Below are 17143 nucleotides of genomic sequence, written 5' to 3' on the forward strand. Positions count from 1 at the left end.
TGAAAAACTTTTTAACCTAATCTTAGAGTTCACGGAAGATTAAGGAAAAGTTTGTATGACAAACGATGTTTCTACTAATATCAATAAGTCTAGCGATATTAACAAGCAAATTAATACTTCAGTTGTAATTGGCACTCTGTTAATTATTTTAGGAATTGTAGCGATCGCTTTACCTGTAGTCTCAACCATATTTGCAGAAACTTGGGTGGCGTTAATTCTCATCTCTGCGGGGTTTGCCAAGTTAGTATATGCTACTCAAACCCGCCATGAAGGAGGTTTCCTCTGGAAAATTCTCTTAAGCGGACTGTATATTGCCACAGGTGTGATGCTATTTGTCTATCCTTTGACAGGCGTTCTCACACTCACCTTGTTACTGGGTAGCTTCTTGTTAACAGAAGGAACATTCGAGTTAATTCTCGCATTCCGCTTACGTCCACAACAAAACTGGACATGGGTGCTAGGTAACGGCATTATCACCCTATTCTTAGGCGCGCTGATTTGGTTCCAATTTCCTACCAATGCACCTTGGCTTCTTGGCACATTAGTTGGTGCTAGCATTGTGGTAACAGGCATTTCTCGCGTCATGCTGTCTTTAAATGCACGTTCTAGCTTGAGTGAATCTAATCAAGCCGTATAAATAGGAATTACAAAGATTGGCTGTTGAAACTGGGTGTAGGGGTTTTGGAGTGATACACCCTGACACTCTTGCCCAAACACTTAATTTTTCGTTTTTGAAGTAGAGACGTTGCATTGCAACGTCTCTACAGATTATATTATCTGAACTGTATTGGTCTTTGGTGTTATTCCTAAAACTATCAGACTGTTCACAGAATAGTTTGAGAATCAGCAGCTTCGACTTTGGCAACTTCTAGCATTGTTTTTAATACCGAATCAGGATTCAAACTGATAGAGTCAATTCCCTGTTCGACTAAAAACTGGGCAAATTCTGGGTAGTCGCTGGGTGCTTGTCCACAAATGCCGATTTTGCGGTGGCGTTTTTTGGCAGCTTCAATAGCCATTTTCACCATTTGTTTAACGGCGGGGCTACGTTCGTCAAATAAACGCGATACTAAAGCTGAGTCTCTGTCTAATCCCAAGGTTAGCTGAGTTAGGTCATTAGAACCGATAGAAAAACCGTCAAAGACATCAGCAAATTCTTCTGCCAAAATCACGTTACTGGGTAACTCGCACATTACATATACTTGCAAGTCGTTAAAACCTTGTTTCAAACCATTTTTTGCCATCTCTGCTAAGACTAAACGCCCTTCATCGGGAGTGCGGCAAAATGGAATCATCGGGATAACGTTTGTTAAACCCATCTCATCCCGGACTCGCTTGATAGCTTGACACTCTAAGGCAAAGGCAGCTTTGTAACCCTCATCATAGTAACGTGCTGCACCTCGCCAACCCAGCATCGGATTTTCTTCACTAGGTTCAAATTGTTTACCACCTAATAAATTGGCGTATTCATTACTCTTAAAATCCGACATTCGTACAATCACAGGTTTGGGATAAAATGCTGCGGCAATTCTGGCTATACCTTGGGCTAATTTATCGACAAAATACTGCGGCTTATCATCATAAAGGGCGGTGATTTCTGCTATTTCTGCTTTGACTTTTTCATTTTGTAATTGGTCATAGTGCAGCAACGCCATTGGATGAATTTGAATTTGATTGGCAATAATAAATTCTGTCCGCGCTAAACCTACGCCATCGTTGGGAATTGCCGATAAACTAAAAGCCTCTTGAGGATTCCCGACATTCATGAGAATTTGCGTATGGGTGCGAGGTAAGTTTTCTAAGGGGACTTCTTTGACTTCAAAAGGTAATAAACCCGGATAAACTTTGCCGTCTTCCCCTTCAGCACAGGAAACGGTGATTTCTTGATTATCTTTGAGAACTTGGGTAGCGTTGCCGCAACCAACGATCGCCGGCACACCCAATTCTCGTGCAATAATCGCTGCATGACAGGTACGCCCACCAGCATTGGTAATAATGGCACTGGCGCGTTTCATAATTGGTTCCCAGTCGGGGTCAGTTCTCTCGGTAACTAACACATCCCCTGGCTGGAATTTGTCAATATTGTGGACATCTAAAATTAGCCGGACTTTGCCTTGAGAGATAGCTTCGCCAATGGCGCGTCCAGTCACAAGGGGCAGTGGGGTGGAATCTTTATGTTTAATCAAACGATAGCTGCGTAAGACATTGCCTTTTTTCTGCGACTGCACAGTTTCTGGACGCGCTTGCACGATAAATAATTGATTGCTGATGCCATCTTTTGCCCACTCAATATCCATAGGGGTGTAATTACCGTGGACTTGAGAGTAATGGTCTTCAATTACGCACGCCCATCGTCCTAGTTGCAAAATTTCTTCATCACTCAGGGCGAATTTGTGGCGATCGCTTTCCGAAACGGGTACATTTTTGGTTAACTTACAATTATCATCTGACCTAACTGTTAATTTCCGATTGCTATCAGCTGCACACGCCACTAAATCGATTTCTGAAACAGGCACATACACCATTTTGATTGCTTTAGTGCCTAATTTCTTATCTATAATTGGGCGATAACCTGTTTTTAATGTTGGTTTAAATACAACATATTCATCAGGATTAACTGCACCTTGCACAACGTTTTCACCTAAACCGTAGGCGGCGGTAATTAAAGCCGCATCTTTAAACCCGGTTTCGGTATCAATCGAAAACATTACTCCCGAAGTTGCTAAATCAGAACGCACCATTTTTTGGACGCCAACAGATAAAGCCACATCAAAGTGATTGAATCCTTTTGTATGACGATAAGAAATAGCGCGGTCAGTAAATATAGAAGCAAAACATTTGTGACAAGCTGTGATTACTTCGTCAACACCAACAATATTTAAATAAGTTTCTTGCTGTCCGGCAAAACTAGCGTCGGGGAGGTCTTCAGCCGTCGCACTAGAACGAACTGCAACATCAGTTTCACCTTGATATATATCACATAAACTTTGATAGGCTTTAGCGATCGCAGCGCGCAAATCTTCAGGGAATGGTGTATGCAATAATAGCGATCGCGCTTTTTCGCCGCAGGCGCGTAAATTGTTCACATCTTCAACATTTAAATCAGCAAAAAGTTGGCGCAACTGCGTTTCTAATCCGGCTGATTGAATAAAGTAACGATAAGCATAAGCGGTAGTTGCAAACCCCGTTGGTACATTCACACCTTTGGGGGTTAATTGTTGAATCATCTCTCCCAAGGAGGCATTTTTTCCACCCACTAGGTGTATATCTTTAATGCCTACCTCATCAAACCAGAGAATCAGCGATCGCTCTTTAGAAAATGAAGACAAAGTTTGATGAGATACTGTAACCATAGATGTTATCTCCCAAATAAATGCTCTAAGAGCTTTAAATTTATTGAATAATTTGCTATCTCGCACCTAACAGCTATTTTGCCGCTCAATGAGCGCGTAAAAATTTGTTATAGGTGTTTAATAATTACTTTAGGATCACGATAACAAATAAATTGAGATTTTGGGGGTAAGATGCAGCATTCCTTAAAATAGTACATTTAATATCTACAATTTCTTAATCATTAAGTAGGTCGCTCAAAATCAAGCTAACTCCATGAAATATATTGTTCTTCATTGGTCATTCGTCTAGGGTCAGTTTTTTTGCTATGTTTACGTTTCTTAACTTGTTTACCTTGATCCCTGCTGACTTACACTAGAAAATAGGTCGTAATGACAACATCTTTAATCTGCTGTGTAATCAAGACGTTGCCCAGCAAATTCTTCAGTTTTAACTAGGGAAAGGTTGGCGAGCGATGAAGGCTACATTGCCTTTTGGGAGATGATAACTGCCGTAACATCGTGTGGTTTGGACGCGAAACCCTGCTTTGGGAACTCTTTGTTTAGCGATCGCAATCATCGAATCGGAAATATCAACACCGAATACTTGATAATTAGCTTGGGTAAGTTTTTCTGCCCATAATCCACTACCGCAACCCAAATCTACAACTAAACCTGAGTTGATTTGATTTTCTGTGAGAATGTTCATCATACCTGGTGCAGATTTAAGCGCAAAATCACGAAAACCCTCATAGTGAATAAAAGCCAGGTCTTGTTTATACCACTCGTTCATATTGATATTAGAACCTCAGTTAGCTCATCGGCAAAAGCTATCTTCCTAAATCGGTGATGAAAATGAGGGATAATTTTTTTAGAGATGCCTAGACGCGTAAGATATTTGTCATCAAACATCACTTCCATGTTTCATAAAATTCAAACTCATCACTAATGTATCGAGATGTACACATCCTCTCTGTATGAAACCGATTTTTACGCTTGGACTCAAGAACAGGTGAGTTTACTGAAAGCCCAGCAGTGGGAGCGACTAGATACAACTAACATTATTGAAGAAATTGAGACTTTGGGTAGGAAAGAACGCCAAGAATTGCGAAATCGTCTAGGAGTATTGTTAGGTCATTTATTAAAATGGCAATATCAATCTCAAAAACGTAGTAGCAGCTGGTTAAGTACAATTCGAGAACAGCGTATTCAGATTAAATTGCTTTTAGAAGATAGCCCAAGTTTAAAATCATATTTCAACGAAATTTTTCTAACTGCTTATCAACTGGGTTTGGCGTTGGCAATTCGAGAAACGCAATTAGGTGAACAAGTTTTTCCTGAAGAATGCCCTTATAATCCAGAACAAATTATGAACTCTGATTTTTTTCCCGAACCAGATGAATTTGAGCCTTAGAGGATGTTTGAAAAGTCTAAATTATGACTCAGGCGATGGGAAATCGCGCGCCACTGAGGGAGTCGGGGAACCAGCCCAACGCAGTGGCTTGGCTACACAGACGAAACCCACCTCCGTGAGTTAAAGTTGTGTTAGTCCACGCAGTTAGACTTTGCTTGTGTAGTAGCGAATTCTCTTCGCCCAATACTTTTCAAACATCCTCTAAATAAAAATATCCCCGACTCCTTAAAAAAGTCAGGGATATGAGGCTTGGGATTGTTAAAAATCAAATAAGATTGCTATACAGCAATACAGTTCAGTTAAGGCAACAACTTAGACTGGTGTAGGTTGGGTGGAGGAACGGAACCCAACATTCACGCATACTTTGTTGGGTTACGCTATCGCTACACCCAACCTACTATTCTCTTAACTCAACCGTATTGTGCTATACAGGACTTACATATAAAAACGAAAAATCAAGGGTGTAGGGGTGTAGGGGTGGATGTATCCAAAACCCATTAACCCGACACCCTCAGCTAACTTAGCAATTTTACTATCCTAAAATTTGCGCTTTTATAGAGTCAATCTCTGCTGTCAATTCCTGGCGAGTAGATGCTTTGATAAGGTAGCGAAATGCAAACCAACTAGAGTAGACAATTCCAATCACTTCAAAAGTAGGTTCTAACAGTGGCAGATCATTAATAGCATCCAGTAATGCTATGACAACTTTTAAAGTGACAACTGCTGCTAAAACTATACCAAGACTAATTAAAGGTAAGGTATATGCTGCTAAAAACCTATTAAAGTAGTCAGGAAATTGCTCTAAAAATTGAGATACTTTATCACTAATTTGCTGCCATTGATTTTCTGGCTGGCTAGCTGGGAGTAACTTTGGTAAGTTTTCAGTATCTACACCTGTAAGAGCAGTTGTATCCTTTGCAGTAGTGACATTCACCGACGCTAATTCTTGTTGTTCGAGTGCCATATTTCTACAATTTTACGAATCACAAAAATTTTACTAAGGGGACACAAAAAACAAAATCTGGAAGCTAGGTCAGTAGTCAGGATGAAAATTTAATCATCCTGACTACTGACTATGATAACTTGTTCTAAGTTGATTTCAGCCCGTTGATTAATTTAGATTTTGTGCGAACTCTACTATTGTTGTGGTTTAGCTACAACTGCTTTGTTGACTACATTTTTCACGCCTTTAATTTCTTTGGCTAAAGGCTGAATTTTATTGTACTGATCTTGATTATTCACCGTACCATTGACGGTTACATTACCTTGTTGGTCAGCTGCAACTGTTAGCTGTCCATCAGGAATGTTGGCTTCTAACTTAGAGCGAACTTCGCTGGCTAGGTCTCCTGTGGCTCTGTCCGCATCACCACCAGTAGTATTGTTGCGTTGTTCGCGGGCGCGAATATCTTGATTGAGTTGTCTTCTGCGAAGTTCACTTTGAGCATCTTGCTTGGCTTCTTGAGTTGTTTGTGCAGCTGGTGATGCTGGATTTTGACTGACATTATCTGGTGCAGACTCAGCAGTTTTAGAAGCGTCGTTACAAGCAGCAGCACCAACTAATAGTAAGCAACTAATAAAGAAGGGAGCTAGTTTTTTCATGTCTTTAATTAATGATAGATAAATGGGCAATGGAGATGAGCAAGGTTTGGATCATCTTGCTCTGATTAATTAACAAAGAGTTGATTAGAGGGTTTCATCCCGACGATCAATGATGGTGACAGCAGGCTCTTCACGATCGCCTAGAGGATAGTTATTGCCACTTTCTATAACTGGAGTTTCTTCGTGTTGTACCCAGTCATTATTGTGGCGGTGTTCGCCAATATCGGTAGCGTCAAAAATATCAAAGTCTTCAATACCGCGACGTTTGAGGATAGTTTCGGCTTGGCGAATTTCGGCTTCTGTACCATCAACGATGACTAGATAATGACCGCGTTGGAAGCGATTGTCATAAACTCTAGCGCGGTCTTCAGGAATGCCTAAACCAACTAATGCACCCACTAAACCACCTGCGGCTGCACCAATCGCGCCACCTGCTACAGTTGTAGCTATTGCTGTTGCTACTGCACCACCCGCAATCACAGGCCCAATACCAGGAATTGCTAAAGCACCAAGACCAACTAATAAACCACCCAAGCCACCTAATGCACCACCTGTAGCGGCTCCAGCTTTAGCTCCTTCATCAGCTTTATTGCCTACACCAGCTACACCATGATTGTCTGTGTCTTTGGCGATGAGAGAGACTCGACTGAGGGGAAAACCAGCGTCACGCAAATCATTGAGTGCGGCTTCTGCATCTCGACGATGGGAAAATACACCTATAGCGCGGCGGTTAGTGTGAACCGCATCAGTCGTATGAGTACCGTGAGCAGCATCGGGATGGTTGTAAATACCATACTCTTCAATTCCCCGACGTTGCAGGATAGCTTCTGCTCTGGCGATTTCGGCATCCGTGCCATCAACGATAATTAAATAGCCACCCCGTTGTACTCGTTCGTTATAAACTCTGGCGCGTTCTTCGGGGATGCCTAAACCAATCAATGCACCTAATAAACTACCAGCAACCGCACCAATCCCCGCACCTGCTAGAGTTGTGGCTAAAGCTGTGGCTGTGGCTCCTGCTAACATAATTGGCCCAATACCAGGAATTGCGAGAGTCCCCAGACCAACCAATAGACCTGTCAAACCACCTAAAGCACCACCTGTAACTGCACCAACTTTGGCTCCTTCGTCAGATTGATCACCAACGCGATCAGTTACTTGAGTGCCAGCAATATCATCTCTACCATCTGATTCTCTGGCAATTACAGAAACTCTATCCATCGGGAAGCCGGAATTTTTTAATTCATGTAATGCTTCTTCAGCATCCCTACGATTAGAAAATACACCTACAGAACGTCTACGTATACCAACTACCATCCTAACTTCTCCTATTAATTAACATTTTGGGTTTACAAATTTATTGAATTCAATAATCCTATTCGTAGCTTTTCTAGGATGGTTTTACATCAATCCCTCGGAATAAATTACAAATATGCCGAGAGATATAGTAGGTATATTTAAGTTATAAATTCCTGGATAATTTTAAGAATAGATTGTTAATTATGATGATAAATATAAATGTAATTAAGTACATAAAAATCAAAAGACGCAGAATTAATATCAAATCTAGCGTCAGATAAAGAAGTATTTAATTAAAAATTAATTGGATTTAATTTGGCGTTATTTGCCAAATTTTAATTGTTTTATCAGAGCTACCACTAACCAGAAACTTAGCATCTGGGCTAAGGGCAAGAGAATTGATTGTATCTGCATGACCAGTTAGTGTGTAGAGTATTTCATTAGAAGAAATACGCCAAATATTAATTGTGCGATCGCCACTACCACTAAATAACATTTGTCCATTAGGACTAATGGCAATTGCTTTTACTTCGTCTGTATGACCGTTGAGAGTATGCAAGAGTTTGCCTGTAATTAAATGCCAAATTTTAATAGTTGTGTCAGTACTACCGCTAAATAGTAGTTGTCCATCAGGACTAATGGCAATTGATTTTACTTCGCCTGTATGACCTGCCAGGGTACGGATCGGATCGCCGTTACGCGGGTTCCACAATCTAATTTTGCTATCGGAACTACCACTAGCGAGAATATTCCCATCAGGGCTGATGGCTACAGCATCAACCGCCGCAGAATGCCAAAGTGTACAAATGCGATCGCCTTTTTGCAAGTTCCATATTTTAATTTTATTACTGCCACTGGCCAAAATCTGGCCATCGGGACTAATATTCACAACGTTGACTGGTTTTTGATGTCCTAAAAGGGTGTGAATTAATTGACCAGTTTTCAAATGCCAAACTGTGACATTACTTTTAGGATGTTGACAACTACCAACCGCTAAAAAATTACCATCAGGACTAATAGCAACTGAGGAAACTTCTCCTAAGTTACCAGAAAGTGTCCGAATATGTTTGCCGTTGGGTAAATCCCAAATATTAATAGTTTGGTCAGCACAACCACTCACTAAAATTTCGCCATTAGGACTAATAGCAACTGATGTCACTTTGCCGGAATGACCTGTTAAATTATGGATGAGTTCAGGTGATTCTAGATTGCGTTTGTGTTTGAGAGTGGCAATAGTTGTTAACAGGTGATCTACAACAAGAATATTTTGGCGATCGCCCACTGCGGTAAAATACTCTTTTAACTTAAAAATATATTCTTCATCTTCAATTTTGATTGCAGATTGCATCGCCTCTAACGGGTGAATAAATTCACTCTTGGCGACTTGACGCAATTCTAACCATGTACTGATGGAATAATTTGCTTGTTCTTGCGCCCACGAGCGATCGCGCAAATGAGTTAAACTCTGTGCTAATTGCAAAGCTAACTCAGGAACCCAGTAGCGACGCTCTTTTTCCAGAGCTTGATAAACTTGTTGATAGCCTGTGGCATATATCCGCAGTAAATTTTCATCAGAAATTTTGTAGGTTGATGATAAATCTAATGTATCTTTTAGCAGACTAGGCAACAATTTTGGTAATAACGGTGCTACATCATGATGAACTAAGTGATAAGCATCGGCTACCCAAGCAGCTACTAAACAGTAACATGTAATTAATACTTGGCAAAATTGAGTAATATCTTGATGATTTATTTGGTATTTTAAGGATAACTTACTAACATCAATACCTTTAGCTTGCCATTTTTCAAACTTTTCTAAAATCGCTAAATTTTGGACATTATCGCCACCTAGCCGATTGATTTCTTCTCGGTCTTCTCCTAAAGTTATTAGTTCATCTCGAATGCTTCGCCACTCCAAGGCACGGCTTTTGGCAAACTCCTGTATAATTTCTTTATAAGGTAGACGCGAGATTGTCTTATAAAAGTAATTTTCTTGTCCTAAACCCCAATAAGCAATGCGAAAATTTAAATAATCACCATCATGTTCGGACTCTAACACTAAAATAGGCTCTGTTTTTAACATACTAAACAAAGCCTTGATACTAGATTCACTATGAAAACGGTTACTATCCCAAGCCCCAGCTAAAAATTCTGTTGGTCGAATTGGATCGTGTAAAGAGTAATTACTATTAATAAATTCACGTAATCCTTCAGCTAAAATTCTCTCGATTTGGGCAACATCTTCTTGATTACATTCAAATTGCTCAAATTTAATTTGTGGTGGAGCTAGAAAAATTTTTAGTGGTGTATGTTTGTGGTATTTGTGAGTCTCTAAAAGTTGTGAAGGATACAATCTTAAAGGCCAACTATCAAGAACTTTATTAATTTCTGGTAATTGTAGAGATGTATTTCTCTGTTGCTGTGCTACTTGTAATTGGGTTTCTCTTTGATAAACTGCTAATTGCTGTTGTAGCAGTTTTTCTTGCTGGAATATTTCTTCAGAACTTTTATTAGTGGCTGTATCACTGACAAATTCAATTACCTCTTCAATAAGTTTCGGAAATTGATAAGTAGTTGTAACTAGTCCTTCTTCCGTTCTTTTTTGTACTAGGCTTACCACTACAGGTGCAAACTCTAGGACTAATTGAATTAATAATTTTAACCCTTGTTCCATAAAGGGGTTCCTGTTAGATAATTAACCTTAAGTGTTGGTAGAAAATACGTTTGTGTAACAGCTTGGTATGAAACACACAGAGAATTCGGCATCTAAATTAATAACTATAGCCACCTAATATGAATTTTATCCTATAGGACTAATATTTGATTTCTGAAATGTACGTAGGATGTGTTAGCGACAGCGTAACGCATCTACCGCAAAGTTTTCGGTGCGTTACGGCTTACGCCTAACACGCCACTACACATACTGAGATTTTTTCAGAAATCAAATCGGATTCCTATATAGATTAAGCTGCTTATAGGAGAAATAGCCACAATAGAGCTAAATCCACAGAATTTTGTAGTCCGAGCTAAATGAATAGTAATCTTTAATCAGTAAACTTATATCTGTGCTTATGCGTGCAATGCTTTTAGATGCAGCGCAGCAACCTCTACGCTTAGTTGAGTTACCGATACCTCAACCCAGTAATGAACAAGTTTTGATTCGGGTTCATGCTTGTGCTGTGTGTCGTACAGATTTACATATAGTAGACGGAGAATTAACCCATCCCAAACTACCTTTAATCCCTGGGCATCAAATTGTGGGTACTATCGCGGCGATGGGTAAAGGTGTTGATAAATTTTATGTCGGTCAACGGGTGGGAGTGCCTTGGTTGGGGCATACTTGCGATCGCTGCCGTTATTGTCGCTCCGGCAGAGAAAATCTCTGCGATTTTGCTGAATTTACTGGCTATAACTTAGATGGCGGCTATGCAGAATATACTGTAGCTGACCATCGCTTTTGCTTTGCTTTAGATCCTAGCTTTGCTGATTTGCAAGCCGCGCCTTTATTATGTGGCGGTTTAATTGGTTATCGCGCCTACAGTATGACAGGCGATGCCGAAAAAATTGGTTTTTATGGATTTGGTTCGGCTGCCCACATTTTAATTCAACTAGCACGCTATCAAGGCCGCCAAGTTTTTGCGTTTACTCGTTCCGGCGACATTCAAGGGCAAGAATTTGCCCGTCAATTAGGTGCAAATTGGGCAGGTGACTCTGACACATTGCCACCAGAACCTTTAGATGCTGCAATCATTTTCGCGCCTATTGGTAAGTTAGTCCCAGCTGCTTTACGTGCAGTTGCTAAAGGTGGAATTGTCGTGTGTGCTGGCATTCATATGAGTGATATTCCCGCATTTCCCTATGAAATTCTTTGGCAAGAAAGAATGTTGCGGTCTGTTGCCAATTTAACTCGCAAAGATGGCGAAGAATTTCTGTCCCTAGCACCTAAAGTTCCTATTCAAACACAAGTCAATCCTTTTGGTCTCACCCAAGCAAATGAAGCTTTGAATGCCCTGCGTAGCGGTGAAATTGAAGGTTCTGCTGTGTTGATTATTGACTCAAAATAATCAACTTGCTAATTAAAAAATTGAGATTTTTAAAGCTATCAATCAACTGACGTTTAAATCAAGCCTAGAGACTGACAAATAAAAAAGCAGAGACTTGGAATTTTCAAGTCTCTGCTTTTTGCTCTGATGATTCTTGCGTTGAGACCAAAGTCATTTAATGCCAAAGGTTCCTTCACTCATACCTAAACATACAACGATCTACCAATTATCGGCTGTACCTTTTTTATAAGGTTCACCTGTAAAAGGTTGCACCCCAATATTCGGATATTGATCGTCATTCGGCCCAAAAATCCGCATTGCGGCTTCAGAAATATACTGGGTAATGCTAGCAAGGATATTGGAGATAGCCATAATTTTAGACTCCTTATTTTTGAGTCCGTCAAATAGTTATTTTTCTACTTTAATTCGATATTCTCCAATCGCTCATACTCTCAATATATTGAGAATTTATGCAATAGTTTTTCAGATAGCTTTGCAATACTTTAGATTGACAAAAAAGTTTAAAGTTTCGCTGCAATTTTTATAATAGCAGAAATTTGAATTAGCCCGTTGATTACATCAACACAGGCATTTTTTTGTGGTTAATTATTAATAAATAAACTATTAAAAAATATTAAATATTAGCGCGAATTATGATTAATATGGCATTTTTGTGTTGATTTAATGAAGTAAACAGGCGAAACTTTTCACCTAGTTGACAATATTTATGGTAAAATCTACCATAATAGAAAGCAGCATTCTTGTAAGGACACTCTTACATGGCAACTATCCCAGACTTGGACAGCGACCAGCACCAAGACCTGACAATCTCTGCGGCTGATTACAGCTTGCTAACAGACCTTTATCAGCTAACAATGGCGGCTTGTTATGTCGGTGAAGGATTAGAACAAAAACAAGCTAGTTTTGAATTATTTGTGAGGCGATCGCCAGAAAATTTTGGCTATCTCATTGCAATGGGTTTAGAGCAAGTTCTGGCATATTTAGAAAAGTTAAGTTTTAATCATTCTCAAATTGCCGCACTCCAGGCGACGGGAATTTTCGCCCACGCCAGCGAGAGCTTTTGGTCGTTATTGGCTAAAGCGAAATTTACTGGTGATGTTTGGGCAGTTCCCGAAGGCACAGCCGTATTTGCTAACGAGCCATTTTTGCGAATTGAAGCACCACTGTGGCAAGCCCAACTAATAGAAACTTACCTCTTAAATACCATCAATTATCAAACTTTAATTGCCACCAGAGCCGCCCGTCTGCGTGATGTGGCCGGGGAAAAAGCCAAACTTTTAGAGTTCGGCACAAGGCGGGCATTTAGTCCCCAAGGGGCATTGTGGGCAGCAAGGGCAGCCTTAGCCGGGGGATTAGATGCGACTTCCAATGTGTTAGCCGCACTACAACTAGGTCAACAGCCAAGTGGTACGATGGCTCACGCCTTGGTCATGGCGTTGTCAGCGATGGAAGGCAGTGAAGCAGAAGCTTTTACCGCATTTCATCGCTATTTTCCCGGTGCGCCCTTGTTAATTGATACTTACGATACCATTGCGGCGGCGGAAAATTTGGCAGCAAAGGTCAATGCAGGGGAAATGGAATTATCAGGAGTCAGGCTAGATTCTGGGGATTTGGTGAATTTATCTAAACAAGTGCGATCGCTGTTACCAAATGTGCCAATTGTTGCCAGTGGTGATTTAGATGAATGGGAAATTGCCAGACTTAAAACAGCTGGGGCGGTAATTGATGGTTATGGTTTAGGAACCCGACTCGTTACAGGTCAGCCTGTAAATGGGGTTTATAAGCTGGTAGAAATTGATGGTATTCCCGTCATGAAGCAGTCCAGTGGTAAGGGGACTTACCCCGGACGCAAGCAGATTTTTCGGTCATTTGTCGGCGGTAAGGTAAAAGCTGATAGGTTGGGTTTAATTACAGAAACACCGCAATCAGAAACACCTTTATTGCAATTAGTCATGAAGCAAGGCGAAAGAGTGCAATTACCAGAAACTTTAGCCGACATTCGCCAACGAACTGCGATAACAGTCGCCAGTTTGCCAGAACAAACAAGGCAAATATCAAACCCTGTGGCTTTGCAGGTGGATATTTCGGCTGGGTTGCAAAAGTTAACTGAAGAGACTAAGGAACGTAGACGCGATAGCGGCTTGCCGCAGGCTACCACAGAGGCGCAGAGGACACAGAGGTAAATCATGAGAATTGCTTTATTTGGTACGAGTGCTGATCCGCCAACGGCTGGGCATCAAGAGATTTTAAGGTGGTTATCGGAACGTTATGATTGGGTGGCAGTTTGGGCAGCAGATAATCCGTTTAAGTCGCATCAAACACAATTAGAACATCGGGCGGCGATGCTGCGGTTATTAATTGCCGATATGGATGCGCCCAGGCATAACGTCGCAGTGACGCAGGATTTAAGTAGCTGGCGCACCCTAGAAACCGTGGAAAAAGCTAAACAGCATTGGGGTGAAGAAGCAGAATATACCTTAGTAATTGGTTCAGATTTGATCAATCAACTACCACGCTGGTATAAAATTGAAGATTTACTACAGCAAGTGCAACTATTGATTGTGCCACGACCAGGATATGCGCTAGAAAAATCTAGCTTAGAGACTATCGAAAAACTGGGAGGGAAAATTGCGATCGCTACCCTCACAGGTTTAAATGTATCCTCAACAGCATATCGTGAGCATGGAGATACTGAAGCCCTCATAGCTCCCATTGTTGCCTATATTCATCAACAGCATTTGTACAAATGCCAGGACGCAACCACAAAAAGATTCCAACTGCGCTAAATCAACAACCTTTGGCTGATTTTAAAGTAGGTGTGGATAATGTAATTTTTTCTGTAGACACTGTTCAAAATCGACTTTTGGTTCTCTTAGTCATGCGACAGCAAGAACCATTTTTAAATTCTTGGAGTCTTCCTGGGACGTTAGTGCGTCAAGGCGAATCTTTAGAAGATGCGGCCTATCGCATCATGGCAGAGAAAATCAGAGTCAACAATCTTTATTTAGAACAGTTGTATACCTTTGGCGGGCCAAATCGTGACCCCAGAGAAGCAACCGATAGTTATGGTGTGCGTTATTTATCAGTGAGTTATTTTGCCCTCGTCAGGTTTGAAGAAGCTGAATTAATTGCTGATAAAGTTGCGGGAATTGCTTGGTATCCCGTCAAGCAAGTACCACAGTTAGCTTTTGACCATAATGAAGTTTTAGCGTATGGTCACAGACGACTGCGGAATAAATTAGAATACAGCCCGGTTGCGTTTGAAGTTTTACCAGAAGTATTTACTTTAAACGACTTGTACCAACTATACACAACCGTTTTAGGAGAAAACTTTTCTGATTACTCTAATTTTCGGGCGCGACTACTCAAGTTAGGTTTTTTGTGCGATACCGGAGTAAAGGTATCCAAAGGTGCAGGCCGCCCAGCGAGTTTGTATAAATTCAACGCTGAGGCTTTTGCACCTTTTAAAGATAAACCTTTAGTGTTTATTTAAAGTGTGTAGACGCGCAGCGGCTTGCCGCAGGCTAGTCTGAAGTCTGAAGTCTGAAAAAAGTTTGCCGGATGAAAGTCCAAAAACTGAACATAAAAAACTAAAGCATAAAATTGCTACTTCACACTTCACACTTCACACTTCATACTTCATACTTCATACTTCTTATGAAAATTGCGATCGCTCAACTTAATCCAACCATTGGTGATATCCCAGGAAACGCCCAGAAGATTTTAGCAGCTGCCCAACAGGCTGTACAATCAGGCGCACGTTTATTATTAACCCCAGAACTTTCTTTATGTGGTTATCCACCACGGGATTTATTATTAAATCCTAGTTTTGTCTCGGCGATGAGTCTGGCATTACAACAATTAGCCAAAGATTTACCACCTAATCTGGCTGTCTTAGTTGGCACTGTTGAACCGAATACCAAATCACATATTACTGGCGGTAAAAGTTTATTTAATAGTATTGCTTTATTAGAAGCTGGCAAAACCCAGCAAATTTTTTATAAGCGGTTGTTGCCTACTTATGATGTATTTGATGAAGACCGCTATTTTGAACCAGGATTACAACCTAATCATTTCACTATCGATGATATTCATATTGGTGTAACTATTTGCGAAGATTTATGGAATGACGAAGAATTTTGGGGCAAACGTAGTTATGCAGTCAATCCCATTGCAGATTTAGCTATTTTAGGCGTAGATTTAATTGTTAATTTGTCGGCTTCACCATACAGCGTCGGCAAACCGCAGTTTCGAGAATCGATGTTAAAACATAGTGCGGTGCGTTTTCAACAGCCGATGATTTATGTCAACCAAGTCGGCAGTAATGATGATTTGATATTTGATGGTTATAGTTTTGCGTTGAATGGTCAAGGCGAAATTATGTGTCGCGCCCGTGGTTTTGCCACTGATTTAGTCAATGTGGAATTTAACAATAAAACACGAGATTTAGAGCTAAGTTCTTTAATAGCTGAAAGCGAATCAGAAGAAGAAGAAGTTTGGCAAGCTTTGGTTTTGGGTGTAAAAGACTATGCCTTAAAATGTCGCTTTTCTAAAGTAGTATTAGGTTTAAGTGGTGGTGTAGATTCGGCATTAGTCGCTGCGATCGCTACAGCAGCATTAGGTAAAGAAAATGTCCTCGGTGTCCTCATGCCTTCACCTTACAGTTCTGAACATTCTGTGAGTGATGCTTTGGCATTAGGTAAAAATTTAGGCATTGAAACCAGAATTTTACCCATAGGCGAATTAATGCAAGGTTTTGATCATAGCCTAGCTGAATTGTTTGCTGGCACAGAATTTGGCATTGCCGAGGAAAATATTCAATCGCGGATTCGCGGTAACTTATTAATGGCGATCGCTAACAAATTTGGCTATCTATTATTATCCACTGGCAACAAATCCGAAATGGCCGTCGGTTACTGTACCCTCTACGGCGACATGAACGGCGGGTTAGCAGTCATCGCCGATGTTCCCAAAACCCGCGTCTATAAAATTTGCCACTGGTTAAACTCCCATCCCTCAGCACTCAAAACTCAGCACTCAGCACTCAGCACTCAGCACTCAGCACTCCCAACTGAAATTATCCCGCAAAATATCCTCACCAAAGCCCCCAGTGCGGAACTAAAACCGGGCCAAGTTGACCAAGATTCCCTCCCAGCATACGAAGTTTTAGACGACATCTTGCAACGCTTCATTCATGACCATGAATCAGCCGCCCAAATTGTTGACGCAGGTCATGAGCCGATGATTGTAGACCGAGTAATTCAAATGGTTGCCCGTGCCGAATTTAAGCGTCGCCAAGCACCCCCAGGTTTGAAAATTACTGACCGCGCCTTTGGTACAGGCTGGCGAATGCCCATTGCTAGTAGCTGGGTAGCCATCAAAAACGCTTATCAAGCCAGACCAATTACTACGTCTACCGTAGCTTCTAATTGATTAAG

Annotated in this window: 15 protein-coding genes; 7 read left to right on the top strand and 8 right to left on the bottom strand. The window is 40.9% G+C overall.

What is annotated here, in order from left to right; translation table 11 throughout:
- Window positions 1-55: 55 nt before the first annotated feature.
- Window positions 56-637, top strand: coding sequence for an HdeD family acid-resistance protein (locus H6G69_RS06725; RefSeq protein ID WP_190683538.1), 582 nt, complete (start codon window positions 56-58; stop codon window positions 635-637).
- Window positions 638-824: 187 nt separating this feature from the next.
- Here H6G69_RS06725 and ppsA read toward each other — a convergent pair whose 3' ends face one another.
- Together ppsA and H6G69_RS06735 are read right to left on the bottom strand one after the other, a co-directional pair.
- Entirely contained in the window at window positions 825-3353 is a 2529-nt protein-coding gene (gene ppsA, locus H6G69_RS06730; protein ID WP_190683541.1) for a phosphoenolpyruvate synthase, read from the bottom strand.
- Between the two features lie 427 nt (window positions 3354-3780).
- Entirely contained in the window at window positions 3781-4122 is a 342-nt protein-coding gene (locus tag H6G69_RS06735) for a class I SAM-dependent methyltransferase (RefSeq protein WP_190683544.1), read from the bottom strand.
- 165 nt (window positions 4123-4287) lie between these two features.
- Between H6G69_RS06735 and H6G69_RS06740 the strand changes: the two genes are divergently transcribed.
- The gene (locus tag H6G69_RS06740; protein WP_190683548.1) at window positions 4288-4743 is read left to right on the top strand and encodes a DUF29 domain-containing protein; all 456 of its coding nucleotides are present in this window, start codon (window positions 4288-4290) and stop codon (window positions 4741-4743) included.
- A gap of 28 nt (window positions 4744-4771) precedes the next feature.
- On the opposite strand, the gene H6G69_RS06745 is transcribed toward H6G69_RS06740, so the two are convergent.
- The 5 genes from H6G69_RS06745 to H6G69_RS06765 all read right to left on the bottom strand — a co-directional run bounded on the left by H6G69_RS06745 (window position 4772) and on the right by H6G69_RS06765 (window position 10315).
- Complete coding sequence (locus H6G69_RS06745; protein ID WP_190683551.1) at window positions 4772-4927, bottom strand: hypothetical protein; 156 nt, start codon at window positions 4925-4927, stop codon at window positions 4772-4774.
- Window positions 4928-5275: 348 nt separating this feature from the next.
- Window positions 5276-5707 carry a CAAD domain-containing protein gene (locus H6G69_RS06750; RefSeq protein WP_190683554.1) on the bottom strand — a complete coding sequence of 144 codons (432 nt, stop codon included), beginning with the start codon at window positions 5705-5707 and terminating at the stop codon, window positions 5276-5278.
- Between the two features lie 173 nt (window positions 5708-5880).
- Window positions 5881-6342 (bottom strand): BON domain-containing protein, encoded by a 462-nt coding sequence (locus tag H6G69_RS06755; RefSeq protein WP_190683556.1) that lies wholly within the window; start codon window positions 6340-6342, stop codon window positions 5881-5883.
- An 84-nt stretch (window positions 6343-6426) separates the two neighbouring features.
- Window positions 6427-7659: a general stress protein gene (locus H6G69_RS06760; RefSeq protein ID WP_190683560.1), complete on the bottom strand. Its 1233-nt coding sequence runs from the start codon at window positions 7657-7659 to the stop codon at window positions 6427-6429.
- 292 nt (window positions 7660-7951) lie between these two features.
- Entirely contained in the window at window positions 7952-10315 is a 2364-nt protein-coding gene (locus H6G69_RS06765; RefSeq protein ID WP_190683564.1) for a WD40 repeat domain-containing protein, read from the bottom strand.
- Window positions 10316-10712: 397 nt separating this feature from the next.
- Here H6G69_RS06765 and H6G69_RS06770 point away from each other — a divergent pair, with 397 nt between their 5' ends.
- Window positions 10713-11705 carry a zinc-dependent alcohol dehydrogenase family protein gene (locus tag H6G69_RS06770; protein ID WP_190683566.1) on the top strand — a complete coding sequence of 331 codons (993 nt, stop codon included), beginning with the start codon at window positions 10713-10715 and terminating at the stop codon, window positions 11703-11705.
- Between the two features lie 198 nt (window positions 11706-11903).
- Here the strand turns inward: H6G69_RS06770 and H6G69_RS06775 are convergent, their stop codons facing one another.
- The gene (locus H6G69_RS06775; RefSeq protein WP_190683569.1) at window positions 11904-12056 is read right to left on the bottom strand and encodes a hypothetical protein; all 153 of its coding nucleotides are present in this window, start codon (window positions 12054-12056) and stop codon (window positions 11904-11906) included.
- A gap of 407 nt (window positions 12057-12463) precedes the next feature.
- Between H6G69_RS06775 and H6G69_RS06780 the strand changes: the two genes are divergently transcribed.
- The 4 genes from H6G69_RS06780 to H6G69_RS06795 all read left to right on the top strand — a co-directional run bounded on the left by H6G69_RS06780 (window position 12464) and on the right by H6G69_RS06795 (window position 17138).
- On the top strand, window positions 12464-13888 hold the full coding sequence (locus H6G69_RS06780; RefSeq protein ID WP_190683571.1) for a nicotinate phosphoribosyltransferase: 1425 nt from the start codon (window positions 12464-12466) through the stop codon (window positions 13886-13888).
- A gap of 3 nt (window positions 13889-13891) precedes the next feature.
- Entirely contained in the window at window positions 13892-14491 is a 600-nt protein-coding gene (locus H6G69_RS06785) for a nicotinate-nucleotide adenylyltransferase (RefSeq protein ID WP_190683573.1), read from the top strand.
- A complete protein-coding gene (locus tag H6G69_RS06790) occupies window positions 14452-15198 on the top strand; it encodes an NrtR DNA-binding winged helix domain-containing protein (protein ID WP_190683576.1) in 747 nt (248 codons plus the stop codon). Before H6G69_RS06785 ends, H6G69_RS06790 begins: the two co-directional genes overlap by 40 nt.
- A gap of 164 nt (window positions 15199-15362) precedes the next feature.
- On the top strand, window positions 15363-17138 hold the full coding sequence (locus tag H6G69_RS06795) for an NAD+ synthase (RefSeq protein WP_190683578.1): 1776 nt from the start codon (window positions 15363-15365) through the stop codon (window positions 17136-17138).
- Window positions 17139-17143 lie beyond the last annotated feature (5 nt).

This window comes from Nostoc sp. FACHB-110, from assembly GCF_014697425.1.
GTDB lineage: Bacteria > Cyanobacteriota > Cyanobacteriia > Cyanobacteriales > Nostocaceae > Nostoc_B.